We start from the raw sequence: 14,520 nt of genomic DNA on the forward strand, positions 1-14,520 counted from the left end.
CGGCACGCGTCCGGATCTAGCCCGGTTCCGCAGGCTGGATGAGCTGCGGGCCGTTGTTCCGCACGGAGTTGACTTCGCTGGAGACTACCCGCGGGCTGAGGACAGGCTCGGGAATTGCGTCCAGCAGGGTTGCGATTGCCTCCGCGTCCGTCAGCTGCGGGTCCAGCCATGCGGAGTAGAGGTCCGGAGGCACCACCAGCGGAGTCCGGTCGTGAATGTGTCCGAGTTCGTCGGCCGCCTCGGTGGTGATGATGGTGACGCTGAGCAGCCATTTGTGCTCGTCGTCGTCGGGCAGGTTGGGATCGGGCCAGAATTCGTAGAGTCCTGCAAAGGCGATCGGATCAGGAACCGTGGGGGAAAGGTAGGTCGGGATCTTTCCGCCTTCGGTCTTTTCCCACTCGTAGTACCCGTCCGCGGGCACCAGTGCCCGCCTCTTCACCGCAGCCTTGCGGAACGCCGGCTTCTCCAGGATGGTCTCCCGGCGTGCGTTGATCATCCTGGCACCAATCCTGGGATCCTTCGCCCACACCGGAACCAGGCCCCATTTGGCCGTGGCCAGGCGGCGCACGGTGCCGTCCGGGCCGCGGCGTTCCGTGATGATGCGCACATCGTCCGTCGGGGCTACGTTCCAGGACGGCGCCACGTCCTCCCCCACCACCTGATCCGCCGCGAAAGCCGAAACCAGGTCCGACGTGGCCCGGGCCATCACATACCGTCCGCACATGGACAGCATTGTGCCGCACTTCGGCGGAGGAACACAGTGCATCCGCCCCTTCCCGGCCACTCGCAGGATTCGAATGTATGTTCTACTTAAGGCATGGATCCCCAGGCTGCGGCGCGGCTGGCGGCCAGGTATGCCAGGCGCGCGGAACCCATCGGACTAACCCCCGAAGAACTTGATTTTGACCACTTTCCCCCCAGCACTTCCATGCCCGCCATCCCAGTCTGGGCATGGATCCGTTTTCCCGGCTGCGCGGAGCATGTTGCCGGCGAAACCTGCACGTGGTCAGCGAAAGCAGTGCAGGTGCTTTGGGAAGACGCCGGTACCAGACGCTCCACTTGGGTGTGGGCATCGGCCGTTTCCCGGCGCTCCTCCGGCCGGTCCCGCACATCCCTCGGCGAAAGGACGCCGACGCCGGGGAGTAAGAATGGAAGAACCAGTTCCGGTATCCAGCAGTAGAAAGGTTCAAGGCACGTGAACGCCCCGTGCACCTGCATCCGCTGCGCCGATCCTGCAACCGGCCGGATCGGCGTCGCCGTCTATGACCCCTTTTGCCGCCAGCGGATGCACCGCATCAGCGGCTCCACTCTGCGGGAACCAAGCTATGGTTCCCGGGGCTAGCCTCCCGCCGGGCGCGTGAGCGGCCCGGGCGCAAACCCAGCGCGCTCAGCCCTGGCCCATTGAGGCGATCTGCAGCAGGTTCCCGCACGTGTCGGAGAAGACAGCGGTTGTCACCGGCCCCATCTGCGCCGGGGGCTGGGTGAATTCGACACCGAGAGCGAGCATCCGCTGGTACTCCCGCGCTACGTCATCCACCGCGAAGGAGTTGAAGGGAATTCCGTCGCCCGCCAGCGCTTCCTTGAACGGGGCCACGGCAGGGTGCGAGCTAGGTTCGAGCAGCAGTTCGACGCCGCCCTCCTCACCCGGATTTCCCACCGTCAGCCACCGGGCGCCGCCCGCGGGCTGGTCCTGCCTCTTCTCGAATCCGAGGACTCGGGTGTAAAAATCCAGCGCCTTCTCCTGGTCATCAACAAAGATGCTGGCCGTCACGATCCTCATGGCTATAGTCCTTCCGCTTCGTTCCGTTGGGGCGGCGTGAAGACTGCCTAAGGCCGCATCCATGCGGCAACAATAGGCAGCCTGCAGATTGCCTGGAAGGGGTTCGGGCGAAGAAGCTGCGGCCGCCCGGAGCTAGGACTGGACGTGGTTCCGGCGGTGGCGGTGCTCCAAGAGCAGGCGGGCTCCGTTGAGGATCAGGGTCTCCACCGGAACTTCCTGTTCCGCGGCCAGCTCTTCCAGTTCCCGGCCCAGCTTGGGCGGGATGTACACCTCGACGTTCATGCGCTTAACGGTATCTCCGCTGCGGGCCCAGCCCGAACCGGACACCTCCCCGGGCGTGCAGGCCTTCGCCCCACCTGCCGCCCCCTCCGGCATTCCGGATGGGCCGGGCCGGAGCCGGACGGACCAGCCGCGGTGCCGCGGCGTCGTTGTAATCCACCAGGATTGACGCGGCGGCACGCGGATTGCAGTCAGCAAGGTAGATCTGCCGGGCGCCGACGTACCGGCGGTTCGACGGCGCCCGCGGATCAGGATTGGCCCCGTCCCGGAGTTCAATTCTCCGGAAGGATGTCTTGAACGACACATCCAGGAATATCCAGGAATACCGTCGCGTCCCGGATACCGGACAGTTCGGGCCTGTGCAGGAAGAGTCCGTCAACCAGCACGGCCGCCGGCGAGGGCGAACGGAGTTCCGGCCCGCTGATCTGCCGGTCGGAGGCGAGGTCGTGGCTGGCTGCACGATAGCGTCCGGAACCGCCGGGGAGCAGTGGATCCACCGCCAGCCGTCTGAAGGCTGCAGCGTAGTCGGAGGATTCGCACCGCACTCTATCTCTCGCTCGCCCGCACAGTGCTAGGGTTGGATAAATCGAAAGTATGTTCTAAGAGCAGTGGAGGTGCCCGGCGGATGCCAGTCTTCAATGTCTCCGGCAATTCACGCTCCGCATCGGTGTCCGACGCCGATGCCGCCTCCGGCTTTCCCAGCCCGTCCCGCGACTATTTCGATGGGCGCATCGACCTCAACCGGCACCTGATCCGGGACGTTACTTCCACCTACATCGTCCGGGTTTCCGGCGACTCAATGTCCGGCACCGGAATCAGCGACGGAGACGAACTGATAGTTGACCGTTCCCTCACGCCCCGCGACGGATCAGTGGTAGTCGCCGTACTGGACGGCGAGCTGACGGTGCGCCGGCTCCGGCTCACCGGCCGGGGCATTGTCCTGGCCGCGGAAAACACGGGGTACCAGGACGTGAGCGTTCCGGACCCGGCAGCGCTGACCATCTGGGGCGTCGTGACCCGCTGCCTCCACCATGTCTGATGGTCCGGACGGTGCCGGTGCCCGCTCCCCCTCCGGGCAGCTGCACCGGATCGCACTGGTGGACGTCAACAGTTTCTATGTCTCCTGCGAGCGCGCCTTCGACCCGAGGCTGGAAGGCGTGCCCGTCGTCGTTCTGTCAAACAATGACGGCTGTGTGGTGGCCCGCTCCGACGAGGCGAAAGCGCTCGGCATCAAGACGGGGGAACCCTGGTTCAAACTGGCCGAAGCCGCGCCGCGCCTCGGGCTCATCCAGCGATCAAGCAACTACGAGCTCTACGGCGACCTAAGTTCCCGGGTTATGGAGCTGCTGGGCCGGTACGCCCTGTGGCAGGAGGTCTACTCCATCGACGAGTCCTTTCTGGGCCTGGCCGGTACGGCACGGGAACTGGATACGCAGGGTGCGCGGATCCGTGCCGCTGTGGCCCGCCATACCGGCCTGCCCGTCTGCGTGGGGATCGGGTCCACCAAGACGCTCGCCAAATTCGCCAACCGGATCGCGAAGCAGAACGGGCACCTGGGCGGGGTCTGCAACCTGGACACCATGGACCCCGGAACCGTGGCGGCGATCATGTCCCGGGTACCGGTCACCGGGCTCTGGGGCGTAGGCGCCAAGCTGGGCAAGCGGCTCGAGGCGATGGGCATCCGCACCGTAGCCGACCTCAAGGCAGCCGATCCGGCGGTTATCCGCAGCCGTTTCTCGGTCACACTGCAGCGGACCGTCCTCGAACTCAACGGCACGCCGTGCCTGCCGCAGGAAGAGGAACGCGCCGACCGGCAGCAGCTGATCTTCTCGCGCAGCTTCTCGGTCCCGGTAACGACGCCGGCCGAGATGAGGCAGGTGATGAGCATCTATGCCCAGCAGGCTGCGTCCCGCCTGCAGCGCGAACACCAGCAGGCACGGGTACTCACCGCCTATGCCGGGACCTCCCACTTCAGCCACAAGGCGGCGTCGTTCCCTTCCGTTACGGTCAGGCTGCAGAGCCCCACATCGGACCCGGTAGCGCTGACCCGTGCTGCGGTGGCTGCCCTCGAAGACCAGATCGTGGAAGGCGTCCCCTACACCAAGGCGGGGGTGATGCTCAGCGGCCTTTCCAGTGCGGATGCCCAGCCGGTCTTCGACGCTTTCGTCCCGGAGCAGGAACACCGCCACCTCGGGGAGCTGCTGGGCAAGGTCGCGGACAAATACGGCTCGGCCAGCATTGGACTTGGCGTTGCCGGGATGCCCAGTGCCCGCCCTGGGTGGACCATGTCCCGCAAGTACTCCTCGCCGCGCTACACCACGGTCTGGGATGAGCTTCCGGTGGTCACAGCGCGCTGAGTCCGGCGCCGGAGGAGCCCGAGTCACGGGCCGAGGCCCGGCTGCTCCCGGCTCAGTCGTCACGGTCCGGCTGGGTGAGCCGCAGTTCTTCCACATCCAGCCGCGTTTCCAGGATCCGGAGCACGCGGTCATCAATAGTGCGCTTATCCCGAAGTGCCAGCACCACCGTGCGCTTTCGCTCCAGCAGCGCCAGCCGGAGCTCGGTCTCCTGCTGCCAGAGTTCCAGCGCCGGCGCCGGTTCCCCTGCTCCTTCGCCCCCGGCCCGCAGCACCTCCAGATGGTGCCGGTACTCGTGGACCAGGCGCTCCACGACCCTGCCGTCCGTGCCCAGCCGGGCCGCGAGTTCCGGCAGGACGGACAGCCCGTCCTCGGCAGCGCGCACCTCTGCCAGCCGGCGCTCTTCCGCAAGCCTCGTGTCTTCCGGCAGCTTCGCCCACCGCACGAGCACGGGAAGCAGCGGACCCTGGACGGTCAGCGTCACCAGGATCACCCCGGCCGTGATGAAAATGATCTGTCCGCGGTTCGGGAAAACCGCACCGGCGGCCGTCATCGTAGGAACACCGAGGGCCGCGGCCAGGGAGACAGCACCCCGGAATCCGGCCATGCCGCTGAGGATCCGGGAGCGGTTGCTGACCCGGCGGAGCTTCTGGGACGGCCTGCGGTCAATCAGCCGGATCAGGTACGTCGTAGCGAACAGGAAGACGATGCGCACCAGTACCAGCACCAGGCAGACAACCGTCACTGCCAGCAGCCCGGCGGCAATCTGCGGCCCGTCGAGCAGCCGCACTGCCACGTGCAACTCAATTCCAATCAGCACGAACAGTGCTGCGTTGAGCATGAACGTGGAGAAGGACCAGAAGGCCTGGGACTGGCGGCGGGCCAGCGCCGCGGTCACGCGGGGCCCGGCCTGGCTCATGATCAGGCCCACCACTACGACGGCGAGCACGCCGGATCCTCCCGTCTCCTCTGCCAGCAGGAAAGCAGCGAACGGAGTCACGAACGTGGCGACGTTGCCCAGCATTGGATCCTGGATCCGCCGGCGCACCCAGATCCCGGCCCAGGCCACCACTAGCCCGGCAGTTAGTCCGCCGCCGTAGGCCAGGGCGAGGATTCCTGAGATTGAAAGCGGCGTATACCCGCCGTCTCCCGCCACGATGCCAACGGCAACGGCATAGATCACCAGTGCCGTGCCGTCATTGATCAGGCTCTCCGCACGCAGCACGGTGACGGTGCGGTGCGGCAGGCTGCCGGCCAGCGCGGCCACCGCTGTGGCGTCGGTCGGCGCCAGGGCGGCACCGAGAACCCAGGCCGGGCCCCACGGCATCCCCAGGGCATGGGCGGTGAACGCGACCGCTGCGGCTGTTACAAGGACGAGTCCGGTACCGGACAGCACGATGCCGCGCAGGTTGCTCCGGATTTCCCGCAGGGAAGTAGTGAGGCTTTCCCAGTAGAGCAGCGCGGGAAGGAACAGCAGCAGCACCACCTCGGAGGGCAGCTCCACCCGACGGAATGCCGGGACGAACCCCAGCACCACTCCCCCGGCCAGCAACAGCAGCGGCGCCCCGATTCGCAGCCGTTCCGCACCCAGTGAGCAGGCCAGGATGGCGACCCCCAGTGCCACTACAAGTTCCAGACCGAGCACGGGCCAACCTTCCCTCAGGCAGCTTTTCCAGCTGGGCAGCCTCCTTAAGTGTGCCGAGCACAAGCAGCCCCGTCGAGGGCGGACGGCACCCGCCCGGAGGATTCGCCTGCCGGCCTAACCACCCGGGGCGCGCAGCATCGACCAGACCGGCGGGCCGCCGTCAGGCATCTCCGAGACTGCCCAGACGCGGAATCCAAACCGGCGGTAGAACGCCACGTTCTGCTCTGCCGAGGTCTCCAGCGCTATGCCGCGGTTCGCCCCGGCAGCCAGCATGGTTTCCATCAGCCTGGTTCCCAGGCCGTTCCCCTGCGCAGCCGGCGCGACGCCGATAGTGGCGAGAGTCCAGGAGCCACGGGGCGGCTGCGGCAGCACGAACTCCAGGTTCCGGGCCGATGCGCCGTGCAGCGAGAGCAGCTTCTCCTGCAGTTCGGGCGTCAGCGGGGCCAGCTCACCAACTTCGGGAGGCAGCAGGACCGCGACGGCGGAGCGGGCCCGGTTGGTCCAGACCTCGCCGTGCGGCAGGGCAAGGTGTTCCAGGTAGAACCGCTGGATGGCTCCGATCCGGGCTTCCCGGCGCTCGCGGTCCACGGTCCAGCGAGTCCAGGCATAGTCCGCGAACGCTTCCGCCAGGACGGCGGACAGGGCGGAGATTTCTGCCGCCGATGCGTGCTCCAGCCGTGCAATACCCATGCTTCCTTCTCTTTCGTGGCCTGTCGCTGAGGGGTCCCCTTGGCGGCCGCCGCTATTCGGACCGGGTCCAGACCCTGCGCCACCAGGGCCGGCGCGGATCCGGGTCCGGTTCCGGTGCAGGATCCGCGGCACGCCGGTCCAGCCAGCGCTGCACCTCCAGCTCAACGTCCCGCAGTTTCGTAATGACCGGCGGACCGCCAAGCAGCTGCCGGCGCGCCTCGATGATCCTCCGGTTAAAGTCCTCCACGGTTTCGCGTACCTGCGCGGCGGAGGGCTTGGCGTCCAAGACCGTGTCCAGCTCAGTGTCTTCGACCCGCAGTAACAGCGCGGGAGGACCCAGACCGCTGATATTTTCGCGTTCGATCAGGCCTTTGACCCACCAGTCCGGATCATTGGCTTCACCGAGGTTGGGTATGGGCCTGCCGGCGTACTGCAGGTTGTCGAACTCGCCTCGCATCATCGCGTCGCGGACCAGGTAGTCCGCTTTGCTGGCCGGGTCCACCTGCTCCTTCCGCCGCCGAAGGTCCGCTTCCTCCGCGGTCTCGTCCTGCTGTTCCGGGATGCCAGCGGCCCGTATCCTCGCTGCCCGTTCCATCCGGCGCCGGTAAGCGTCAGCCCCGCGGTTGCCCATTGCTGCTTACCCTCCCAGCCTCTAGCGGTCGATCGTCTTCTCCAGTTCTTCAGGGTAGCGGGCGCCTTCGATCCGAAGTCCGGACGCGGCGGCGTCAATGGCCAGCAGGTCCTCCGCGCTCAGGGAAACACTGCTCGCGTCGAGGTTCTCCTCCAGCCGTTCCAGCTTCCGCGTTCCCGGGATCGGGACGATCCACGGCTTCTGCGCGAGCAGCCACGCGAGGGCTATCTGCGCCGGCGTCGCGTCCTTGGCTTCGCCCAGCTGCCTGAGCAGGTCAACCACAGCCTGGTTTGCCTGCCGGGCCTGCGGTGTGAAGCGAGGCAGCCTCGCCCGCATGTCCCCCGGGGCGAATTCGGTGGACGGGGAAATCTTTCCGGTAAGGAAACCCCGTCCCAGCGGGCTAAACGGAACAAACCCGATGCCCAGCTGCCCGCAGGCCGGCAGCACGTGTTCCTCCGGCTCACGCCACCACAGCGAGTATTCGCTCTGCACCGCGGTGACCGGCTGCACCGCGTTGGCCGCCCGGATGGTTGCCGCTGAGGCTTCCGAGAGGCCAAAGTGTTTCACCTTGCCCTCGGTGATGAGTTCCCTTACCGTACCGGCCACGTCTTCAATGGCCACCTCCGGGTCAACCCGGTGCTGGTACAGGAGGTCGATCGATTCAACCTGCAGGCGGCGAAGGGAGCCTTCCACTGCTTCGCGGATGTGCTCGGGACGGCTGTCCAGGCCAACCTGGCGGCCGTCGCGGTTGATCTTGAACCCAAATTTCGTGGCCACAACCACGCGGTCGCGAAACGGCGCCACCGCTTCCCCCACCAGCTCCTCATTACTGTAGGGACCGTAGACTTCCGCAGTGTCGAAGAGCCGCACCCCCCGGTCGAAAGCCGTACGGATGAGTGTGATGGCGTCTTCGCGGCTGCCCGATGGTCCGTAGCCCTGGCTGAACCCCATGCAGCCCAGTCCCAGCTCCGACACTTTCAGGCCCGCCATACCCAGTTCGCGCGTCTTCATCCGTTTTCTCCCGTCATGCGGACGCTCAGCGCTCGACGCCGGATGGCTGGCTTTGGTCCGTTCCGCCCGTTTTGCCTTCCACCCTGCTCCGGGCCGGCAGCTCCGTCAACAGCTCCGGCACCGTTCCCCGGGAAATCCTCAGTCCACCCGGACCACGGCGCCGCCGGTGAGGCGGACGAGTTCCCCGAGGTCGGTCCGGAACACCGAGTACGGGGTTCCGGCCGCTACCCAGACGTCGGGATAGCCGGCCAGGTCCCGGTCGATGACCGTTTCCACCGGCGAGGGATGCCCTATCGGGGCCACACCGCCCACCTGCTGGCCGGTGGCTTCGTGCACCTGCCCAGCCGAGGCACGCTTGACCTTCTGCTTGTTCAACCGCTGTGCCAGCGCTGCGGTGTCCACACGGTGGGCTCCGCTGGTGATGACCAGGAGCGGAACGCCGTCGGCCATGAACACCAGGGAGTTGCCAATCGCTCCTACAGCACAGCCCAGGGTCTGTGCTGCCTCGGCAGCGGTGTGTGCCGAGCCGTCCGTGACCACCACCGCCGCAGCCGATCCCAGCTGCGCCAGCGCGTCCTTGACCCGTGCCGCTGCCGATGCCCACTCCGGATTCTCCATGCCCGCGACACTAGCAAAACCCAGCGGCACGGCGTCGTCATCTGTCGTCCCGAAGTCCCGCCTACCGGGTGATGGCGTGCGGATCCGGTCCGGAGCGGATACCGGTGTCCAGGGCACTGATACGGGAGAGCTCCCCGGCACTGAGGGAGAAGTCGAACAGGTCGATGTTTTCCGCTATCCGTCTGGGCGTGACCGACTTGGGAATGACGCACATGCCCAGCTGGATCTCCCACCGCAGGATCACCTGGGCGGCGGTCTTGTGATGTGCCGCCGCGATGTCCAGAAGCACCGGATCATGCAGCGGATCTTTCCCAGCGGTGCCGGAGCCGTGGTTCCGGTAGCGGATCACACCGCCGATGGGCGACCACGCCTCCGTCAGGATGCCGCGCTCCAGGTTGAAAGAGCGCAGGTACGGTTGGCTGAAGTAGGGATGTACCTGGATCTGGTTGACGGCAGGTACGACGTCGGTGCGTGCCAGGAGCTCACTCAGCTCCGCGGTAGTGAAGTTGCTGACGCCAATGGCCCGGACCCTGGCCTGCTCATACAGCGTCTGAAGGGCCCGGTAGGAGGCAATGGTCGCCTCGAAGCCGGACGGCAGCGGCTGATGAAGCAGGTATAGGTCCAGCACATCCAGGCCCAGCCTGGCCATGCTCGCGTCGAACGCACGCAGGGCAGAGTCATAACCGTAGTCTTCCACCCAGAGCTTGGTGGTGATGAAGAGTTCGGCCCGGTCCACGCCGGACTCGGACAGGGCGGCGCCCACCTCCGCCTCGTTGCGGTATGCGGCTGCAGTATCGATCAGCCGGTAGCCGTTGGCGAGCGCGGTCTCCACCGCTACCGCGGTCTCCGCCGGAGCGCTTCGGTAAACACCGAATCCCACGGCATCCATTGCTACGCCGTTGTTCAGGGTCAGCCTGGGCATGATGGCGTTCATCGCAGCTCCTAGTGCAGGGTCTGGCTTCCAGAATCCCGCACTCGGAACCCGGTGGACAGTCTTCGTGGCTTTGCCGGGGCCGTCATGGCCGGATACCGGGTGTCCGGTTGTCCGGCTGCCACACCGGGAAGCCGGCTGTATGCTCAGGTCCGGGAAGCCCGGTGCCGACGGACGGCGGCCCGGTTGCCGCAGCGCACCGAGCAAAAACGCTGCCTGCCGTTGCGCGTGATATCCACCACCACGTTCCGGCAGGCATCCCCGGGCGCCTCACCTGCTTCGCAGCGCCGCAGGCGGGTCATTCCCCGCGTAGTCAGGTGAAGCGCGGTTCCCACGCTGAAAACCGCAAGCAGCACTTCGGAAAGCGACTGGCCGCCGTCGCGGTAATGCAGATGCCAGCCTTCCTGGTCATGGTCCGTCAGCCGTGGATATGCCGCAGCGTCCTTCATCAGCACGTTCAGGAGCTCGGCACGCGCGTCCGCGGTGGCCGCATCCACAACCTCCAGCCAGCGCTGGATCACCCGGTGCACCTGCCGGCAGTCATCCGGTGCTTCCGGAAAAGCCATCGTCATGCCGAAGTCGCGGGCCCGGCGGACGATGCCTGCCCGGGAATCGGGCCAGTCGTTTGCGAGGGAAGCGGCCAGCAGCACTGCGTACTCGCCGTAAGGGTTGAGATGCATAAGAGCATTACAGCATGCTCGGGAAGATGAATACAGATGCACTACCGCGGCAGGTTCCCCCGGCAGCCGCCTGCGAGCACGCCTGGGTCACGGTGTCCCGGCATTCGACCTCGCAGGGAACCGTGGCCTACGTGCGGAGTGTGCGCTGCCGGGTCATGCGGGTGGAACTGGGTACGCCGGGTTCGCCGATGCCTGCCAGTCCGGTGAGCTATCCGGTGACGGTTCCGAGTAGCCGAGGCACGGTGACTGCCCTGAAAACCGAGCCGTCTGCGGCGGCGGCCGGGTAGTTCAGGCCGGGAGGAGCACCGGAACGGCGGCAACGAAAATCCGGTGCTCGAAGGGCTCGCTTGGATGATTAAAGCCGCCTAACCCGGCACTCTTCCCCTGGTGCCGGTATCCCCTGCCCAGCTTCCCAACCATCGTTGAGGATCTTGTCCCGTGAGGTCACAGAAGGAGGCAGGCGTAACGGAGAATGGGAGCGCGCGCCGCTAAACGCTCAGTAGTCCGGAGCCGGCGGCAGGCCGGCGAACTCTTCGAGTGTTTTGCCGGTTTCGTACAGTTCCGCGGCTATTTCCGCACCCACAAACCGCAGGTGCCACGGCTCGTAGGCGAACCCGGTCACTGCTTCACGGCCCTGGGGATAACGGATGACGAAGCCGTACCGGTGGGCGTTCTCCGCTGCCCAGGCTCCGGCGGGCGTTGCATCGAAACAGGCTTCGAGGGCGCAGGTTCCGTCCGCATTGGCAATGTCAACGGCCAAGCCGGTCTGGTGTTCGCTGTGCCCCGGCCGGGCGGAAATCCCGTCCGCCTCCTCATCCCCATAGCTGGCGGAGTAGGAAGCATGGATCCGGGCCTGCTCTTCGGCAGTCCGGAACCCGCTGACCGCGGAAATGCCTACGCCGGCAGCCGCAGCATCAGCAATCAGCCGGCTGTAGGCGGCGCCGGCCTCTGGACGCAGCAGCACTCCGCCGCCGTCGTACAGTTCCTTCGGTACGTACGCCGGGTCCGCGAGCGGGCGGTCCTTGTTGACGACGACGGCGACGCTGGCCGGGGAGTTGAAGTCCAGCTGCGTGGCCAGCGCAGACGCTTGTCCGGCCTGGGACTCAAACCAGGACAGATATCCCAGCAGGCACAGGCAGACAGACCCGATGAGGGCAATGTGTGTCTTGACGAGCTGGCGCGGCATTTCTTCCTCCACGGCAACTTTCCCACAATCCGCACCGCGGAGCAGTACCGGCGCGGATATTCTCCGCGCGGGAAGCGGCGCCTACAGCGGTTTGGCCAGGACTTCGTAGGGCACCGTTGTTCCGAGAATTCGTTCAGCGGCGCGGTGCCCCGAGCACAGGGCAGCATTCACCGTGGCAGGATCAGCTTCCCAGGTCGCTTCGCCGGCAAGATGCAGCACGCCGCCGACCGGCTCGGCCAGGCGCGTGTGGTCGTCTGCGGTGCAGCCGCGCGCCATGTACGCGTAGGCACCTCCAGCCCACTCGTCGTCCTGCCAGTGGGTGATCCGGGCGTGCACGGGGCTGGGTACCCGGGAGCCGTAAATCTCCCTCAGCGAGGCCATCACGGAGTCCACCACGAGGCCGTCGGACCATCCCCGGATCGATTGCGCGCATTCCCCGGCCGCGAACGTGAGCAGCGTGGGCTCGCCGTAAAGATCAGTTAGGTCGTACCAGGAATGCCACCACTTCGCGGCCTTCCCCTGGCGCCGGATGGCATATACGCCCTCATCCCAGAACCGCTCCGGGAAGCGCAGGAAGACCTTTTCGAAGGCATTCATCCTGAACTTGGAGACGGCGTCGGTGACCCCACCGGGCAGCGAGGGGTCAAAGGCGATGCGTTCAGCCTGCAGCACGCCGACCGGAACGGTAATCACCGTCTGGGCAGCAGTGAAGGTTCCCCGGTCCGTCTCCACCACGACGCCGGACTTCACCCCTGCGGCCCCGGCACGAAGGACACGGGTCACCACGTGTTCGAGGCGCACGTCGAGCCCGTCCGCCAGGTTCGCAGCCAGCTCGTCGTACCCGCCGGGAAAAACCACCTCGTCCCCGACGATGACTTCGTCCTCCAGCCCGTGGGCGTCGAGCAGGTGCGAGTCGGCACCGTACTGCTCTTCGGATCGGTGGTCGAGGTATTCAACGATGCGCGCGGCGCGCTCCTGGTTCCAGTTTTCAGCCTCGGCCACCTGACCGACGGCGGTACGCGCCGCTTCCGCGTAGCTGGCGCCAGGCGGCGTGACCTCGATGATGGCAGCAAGCTGGTCTTCCACGCGGGCGGCGTCGGCGATGAACTGGCCGGCGGCGCTGTCGGAGAGCCGGGCGCCGTCGGGCCCGTAGTACGCGATGGGCCGGCCGCCCGGCTGGTAGCTGCCAACCGTGAACTCGGCGTCCTCCATGCCGAAGGCACGCGTCAGAGCGTGCAGCGGCCCGCCGTCGATCCCGTGGATCCAGGAGGCGCCGAGGTCCGTGACCCGGCCGTCGAGGCGTTCGGTATGGAGCCTTCCGCCGATCCGGTCCCTCGCCTCAAGTACCACCACCCGGTGGCCCCTGGCAGCCAGCAGCCGGGCAGCGGTAAGGCCCGACACTCCTGCCCCCACAACAACCGTGTCGAATTCTTCGGCCGGGATATTCACGTTCAAACTCTCTTTTCAGATTCCGGAAACACTATTCGAACCTCACAGTAGTGCGGCACCCGGCGAGCCTGGCTATTCAGCGCCATCTGTTTTCAGTGGTTGGGCAACCGGGGCTCATCCGTCCGCGGTGAGGTCCACGTAGCGGCCGCCCAGCTGGTAGGCAAGGTCCTTCAGCTCCTTCTCGCCGGGAGCCGCGGTTCCGGGCCGAGGCAGCACGTGCCAGTTGGCACCCTCAGCCACGCCGAGCGGTCCATTCTGGGCGTTGGGCAGCATGTTAGAAACGGTGATCCGGTCTTCCTCATTTTCGTAGCGGACAATCTGCAGCCCCTCGGAGCACATGGCGTACTGGGGCAGGTATCCGTCGAAGACGATTGTCCCCGGCTCCGCTGCCGTTTCAGGATCGCAGCCATACAGTCCGTTGACGGCGGCCAGCAGCTCATCCGCGGAGCTGAATCGTGACAGCTGCACGTCCGGCGCGGGTTCCCCGGCGGCGCCGGATGCGCAGCCCGCGAGCAGCACCGCTGCTGCCAGAAGTGTTCCAGCCACAGAATAACCAGTGTGCCCTCTGCCCATATCCAGCGTCTCCCCCATGAGATTTTGGTGCCCTTCGCTGCGGCATGCGCAGCCCCAGGCCTCTGTCGGTCCTCAGCTTAGCCCGCAGGCACAATGGGCACGTGGGTGCCTGACGCAGGCAGCGGAGTATTCATGCGACGCTGGTGCCATGGACTTACCGGTATCGCCTGCGCTGACGATTCCTGCCGCGGAACTTCAGTGGCGCTTCTCCCGTTCTTCCGGACCAGGCGGGCAGCACGTGAACACCACGGACAGCCGAGTCGCCCTGTCATGGAACGTTGCGGGTTCGGCGGTGCTGTCCGACGAGCAGCGGGCGGCGCTGCTCGAGCGGCTGGGGCAACGCCTCATTGCCGGATCCCTGATGGTGACCGCGTCGGAACAGCGGTCCCAGCTGCGCAACCGCGAGATTGCCCTGGCGAAACTCGCCGAGGCTGTGGCCCGCGGGCTCGAACCCGGCCCCGCCACGCGCCGCCGCACCAAACCCACCCGGGGTTCGAAGGTTCGGCGCCTCGACGCCAAGAAGCAGCGGTCAGTGACCAGACAGCAGCGGCAGAAGCCCCGGCGGGACTGAATTCGCCTCCCTGCCGCTCTCCCGGGAGGGCCGGCCGAACGTATCCCTCAATTGGTTTGTTGTTCAGCTGCCGGACACGTTCCATCCCTAGGCTCTGGGAATCACCCGTTCTTCCCCTAGGA

17 protein-coding genes are annotated in these 14,520 nt (G+C 66.4%); 3 read left to right on the plus strand and 14 right to left on the minus strand.

The genetic code is table 11. The features are described 5' to 3' along the window. Positions 1 to 16 precede the first annotated feature (16 nt). The 4 genes from ITX31_RS14770 to ITX31_RS14785 form a co-directional block, all read right to left on the minus strand. The gene (locus ITX31_RS14770) at positions 17 to 724 is read right to left on the minus strand and encodes an SOS response-associated peptidase (protein ID WP_194784133.1); all 708 of its coding nucleotides are present in this window, start codon (positions 722 to 724) and stop codon (positions 17 to 19) included. Between the two features lie 663 nt (positions 725 to 1,387). Beyond that, a complete protein-coding gene (locus tag ITX31_RS14775; RefSeq protein ID WP_194784134.1) occupies positions 1,388 to 1,780 on the minus strand; it encodes a VOC family protein in 393 nt (130 codons plus the stop codon). 132 nt (positions 1,781 to 1,912) lie between these two features. Continuing rightward, a complete protein-coding gene (locus ITX31_RS14780) occupies positions 1,913 to 2,062 on the minus strand; it encodes a hypothetical protein (RefSeq protein WP_176697573.1) in 150 nt (49 codons plus the stop codon). 4 nt (positions 2,063 to 2,066) lie between these two features. Then, positions 2,067 to 2,363, minus strand: coding sequence for a panthothenate kinase (locus tag ITX31_RS14785; protein WP_194784135.1), 297 nt, complete (start codon positions 2,361 to 2,363; stop codon positions 2,067 to 2,069). Between the two features lie 321 nt (positions 2,364 to 2,684). Here ITX31_RS14785 and ITX31_RS14790 point away from each other — a divergent pair, with 321 nt between their 5' ends. After that, positions 2,685 to 3,098, plus strand: coding sequence for a LexA family protein (locus ITX31_RS14790; protein ID WP_194784136.1), 414 nt, complete (start codon positions 2,685 to 2,687; stop codon positions 3,096 to 3,098). Continuing rightward, the gene (locus ITX31_RS14795; protein WP_194784137.1) at positions 3,091 to 4,416 is read left to right on the plus strand and encodes a Y-family DNA polymerase; all 1,326 of its coding nucleotides are present in this window, start codon (positions 3,091 to 3,093) and stop codon (positions 4,414 to 4,416) included. Before ITX31_RS14790 ends, ITX31_RS14795 begins: the two co-directional genes overlap by 8 nt. 52 nt (positions 4,417 to 4,468) lie before the next feature. Here ITX31_RS14795 and ITX31_RS14800 read toward each other — a convergent pair whose 3' ends face one another. The 10 genes from ITX31_RS14800 to ITX31_RS14845 all read right to left on the minus strand — a co-directional run bounded on the left by ITX31_RS14800 (position 4,469) and on the right by ITX31_RS14845 (position 13,800). Then, complete coding sequence (locus tag ITX31_RS14800) at positions 4,469 to 6,058, minus strand: Na+/H+ antiporter (RefSeq protein ID WP_194784138.1); 1,590 nt, start codon at positions 6,056 to 6,058, stop codon at positions 4,469 to 4,471. Positions 6,059 to 6,172: 114 nt separating this feature from the next. Then, positions 6,173 to 6,748 (minus strand): GNAT family N-acetyltransferase, encoded by a 576-nt coding sequence (locus tag ITX31_RS14805; protein ID WP_194784139.1) that lies wholly within the window; start codon positions 6,746 to 6,748, stop codon positions 6,173 to 6,175. Between the two features lie 52 nt (positions 6,749 to 6,800). Continuing rightward, positions 6,801 to 7,379, minus strand: coding sequence for a DnaJ family domain-containing protein (locus ITX31_RS14810; protein ID WP_194784140.1), 579 nt, complete (start codon positions 7,377 to 7,379; stop codon positions 6,801 to 6,803). A gap of 21 nt (positions 7,380 to 7,400) precedes the next feature. Next, positions 7,401 to 8,390, minus strand: coding sequence for an aldo/keto reductase (locus tag ITX31_RS14815; protein ID WP_194784141.1), 990 nt, complete (start codon positions 8,388 to 8,390; stop codon positions 7,401 to 7,403). A gap of 138 nt (positions 8,391 to 8,528) precedes the next feature. Continuing rightward, positions 8,529 to 9,008: a YbaK/EbsC family protein gene (locus ITX31_RS14820; protein WP_194784142.1), complete on the minus strand. Its 480-nt coding sequence runs from the start codon at positions 9,006 to 9,008 to the stop codon at positions 8,529 to 8,531. Between the two features lie 61 nt (positions 9,009 to 9,069). Continuing rightward, complete coding sequence (locus ITX31_RS14825) at positions 9,070 to 9,942, minus strand: aldo/keto reductase (RefSeq protein ID WP_194784143.1); 873 nt, start codon at positions 9,940 to 9,942, stop codon at positions 9,070 to 9,072. A 143-nt stretch (positions 9,943 to 10,085) separates the two neighbouring features. After that, positions 10,086 to 10,619, minus strand: a complete 534-nt coding sequence (locus tag ITX31_RS14830; RefSeq protein ID WP_194784144.1) for a CGNR zinc finger domain-containing protein — start codon at positions 10,617 to 10,619, stop codon at positions 10,086 to 10,088. Positions 10,620 to 11,115: 496 nt separating this feature from the next. Next, positions 11,116 to 11,817, minus strand: coding sequence for a M15 family metallopeptidase (locus ITX31_RS14835; RefSeq protein WP_323745705.1), 702 nt, complete (start codon positions 11,815 to 11,817; stop codon positions 11,116 to 11,118). Between the two features lie 69 nt (positions 11,818 to 11,886). After that, positions 11,887 to 13,254: an NAD(P)/FAD-dependent oxidoreductase gene (locus tag ITX31_RS14840; RefSeq protein WP_323745706.1), complete on the minus strand. Its 1,368-nt coding sequence runs from the start codon at positions 13,252 to 13,254 to the stop codon at positions 11,887 to 11,889. A gap of 114 nt (positions 13,255 to 13,368) precedes the next feature. After that, complete coding sequence (locus tag ITX31_RS14845; RefSeq protein WP_194784146.1) at positions 13,369 to 13,800, minus strand: hypothetical protein; 432 nt, start codon at positions 13,798 to 13,800, stop codon at positions 13,369 to 13,371. 175 nt (positions 13,801 to 13,975) lie between these two features. Between ITX31_RS14845 and arfB the strand changes: the two genes are divergently transcribed. Continuing rightward, positions 13,976 to 14,398 carry an alternative ribosome rescue aminoacyl-tRNA hydrolase ArfB gene (gene arfB, locus ITX31_RS14850; protein ID WP_194784147.1) on the plus strand — a complete coding sequence of 141 codons (423 nt, stop codon included), beginning with the start codon at positions 13,976 to 13,978 and terminating at the stop codon, positions 14,396 to 14,398. Positions 14,399 to 14,520: the final 122 nt, after the last annotated feature.

This window comes from Arthrobacter gandavensis (assembly GCF_015355785.1).
GTDB lineage: Bacteria > Actinomycetota > Actinomycetes > Actinomycetales > Micrococcaceae > Arthrobacter_B > Arthrobacter_B gandavensis_A.

Coding starts and splice junctions, on each gene's coding strand:
- ITX31_RS14770 (WP_194784133.1), bottom strand. CDS start 724: ATGTGCGGACGGTATGTGATGGCCCGGGCCACGTCGGACCTGGTTTCG.
- ITX31_RS14775 (WP_194784134.1), bottom strand. CDS start 1,780: ATGAGGATCGTGACGGCCAGCATCTTTGTTGATGACCAGGAGAAGGCG.
- ITX31_RS14780 (WP_176697573.1), bottom strand. CDS start 2,062: ATGAACGTCGAGGTGTACATCCCGCCCAAGCTGGGCCGGGAACTGGAA.
- ITX31_RS14790 (WP_194784136.1), top strand. CDS start 2,685: ATGCCAGTCTTCAATGTCTCCGGCAATTCACGCTCCGCATCGGTGTCC.
- ITX31_RS14795 (WP_194784137.1), top strand. CDS start 3,091: ATGTCTGATGGTCCGGACGGTGCCGGTGCCCGCTCCCCCTCCGGGCAG.
- ITX31_RS14805 (WP_194784139.1), bottom strand. CDS start 6,748: ATGGGTATTGCACGGCTGGAGCACGCATCGGCGGCAGAAATCTCCGCC.
- ITX31_RS14810 (WP_194784140.1), bottom strand. CDS start 7,379: ATGGGCAACCGCGGGGCTGACGCTTACCGGCGCCGGATGGAACGGGCA.
- ITX31_RS14815 (WP_194784141.1), bottom strand. CDS start 8,390: ATGAAGACGCGCGAACTGGGTATGGCGGGCCTGAAAGTGTCGGAGCTG.
- ITX31_RS14820 (WP_194784142.1), bottom strand. CDS start 9,008: ATGGAGAATCCGGAGTGGGCATCGGCAGCGGCACGGGTCAAGGACGCG.
- ITX31_RS14825 (WP_194784143.1), bottom strand. CDS start 9,942: ATGAACGCCATCATGCCCAGGCTGACCCTGAACAACGGCGTAGCAATG.
- ITX31_RS14830 (WP_194784144.1), bottom strand. CDS start 10,619: ATGCATCTCAACCCTTACGGCGAGTACGCAGTGCTGCTGGCCGCTTCC.
- arfB (WP_194784147.1), top strand. CDS start 13,976: ATGGACTTACCGGTATCGCCTGCGCTGACGATTCCTGCCGCGGAACTT.